This is a genomic window from Streptococcus mitis (assembly GCF_023109105.1).
Taxonomy (GTDB): domain Bacteria; phylum Bacillota; class Bacilli; order Lactobacillales; family Streptococcaceae; genus Streptococcus; species Streptococcus mitis_BW.
The window spans coordinates 1-1,415 of the sequence record NZ_JALDTZ010000031.1 but is presented as its reverse complement, the minus strand read 5'-3'; the positions used below and the strand labels follow the sequence as shown (position 1 = coordinate 1,415).

Sequence of the window (1,415 nt, the reverse complement as noted above, 5' to 3'; positions counted from 1 at the left end):
GGCTCTTTGTCAACTGTAGTGGGTTGAAGAAAAGCTAAGATCGAGAAAGGACAAATTTCGTCCTTTCTTTTTTGATATTCAGAGCGATGAAAATCCGTTTTTTGAAGTTTTCAAAGTTCCGAAAACCAAATGCATTTCGTTTGATAAGTTTAATGAGATTATTAGTAGCTTCCAATTTAGCGTTGGAGTAGAGTAGTTGAAGGGCGTTTACAATCTTTTCTTTGTCCTTTAGGAAGGTTTTAAAGACAGTCTGAAAAAGAGGATGAACCTGTTTTAGATTGTCCTCGATAAGTCCGAAAAATTTGTCTGCCTCTTTATTCTGGAAATGAAAAAGTAAGAGCTGATAGAGATTGTAGTGGAATTTCAAGTCTTCTGAATAGGTCAAAAGCTTATCTAGAATCTCTTTATTTGTTAAGTGCATACGAAAAGTAGGGCGATAAAATCGTTTATCGCTGAGTTTACGACTATCTTGTTGAATGAGCTTCCAGTAGCGCTTGATGACCTTGTATTCATGGGATTTTCGCTCAAATTGATTCATGATTTGAACACGGACACGACTCATAGCACGGCTGAGATGTTGGACAATGTGAAAGCGGTCGAGAACGATTTTAGCACATGGAAAAAGCTGTTTAGCTAAGTCATAATAAGGACTAAACATATCCATAGTAATGATTTTCACCTGACAACGAACGGCTCTATCGTAGCGCAGAAAGTGATTTCGGATGATGGCCTGTGTTCTACCTTCAAGAACAGTGATAATGTTGAGATTATCAAAGTCTTGTGCAATGAAACTCATTTTTCCCTTGGTAAAGGCATACTCGTCCCAAGACATAATCTCAGGAAGATGAGAAAAATCATGCTTAAAACAGAAGTCATTGAGTTTTCGAATGACAGTTGAAGTTGAAATAGATAGCTGATGGGCAATATCGGTCATAGAAGTCTTTTCAATCAGCTTTTGCGCAATCTTTTGGTTGATAATACGAGGAATTTGATGATTCTTCTTGACGAGAGAGGTTTCGGCGACCATCATTTTAGAGCAATGATAGCACTTGAAACGACGCTTTTTAAGAAGGATTCTGGTAGGCATACCAGTCGTTTCAAGGTAAGGAATTTTCGACGGTTTTTGAAAGTCATATTTCTTCATTTGACTTCCGCAATCAGGGCAAGATGGGGCTTCATAATCAAGTTTAGCGATGATTTCCTTGTGTGTATTCCTATTGATGATATCCATAAATTGGATATTTGGGTCTTTGATATCGAGTAGTTTTGTGATAAAATGTAATTGTTCCATATGAATCTTTCTAATGAGTTGTTTGGTCGCTTTTCATTATAGGTCATATGGGACTTTTTTTCTACACAAAAATAGGCTCCATAATATCTATAGGGGATTTACCCACTACAAATATTATAGAGCC

General features: G+C 36.9%; 1 protein-coding gene. It reads right to left on the bottom strand.

All coding sequences use genetic code 11. The features are described from left to right. Nucleotides 1-34 precede the first annotated feature (34 nt). A complete protein-coding gene (locus tag M1F37_RS09850; RefSeq protein ID WP_247935676.1) occupies nucleotides 35-1,291 on the bottom strand; it encodes an ISL3 family transposase in 1,257 nt (418 codons plus the stop codon). Nucleotides 1,292-1,415 lie beyond the last annotated feature (124 nt).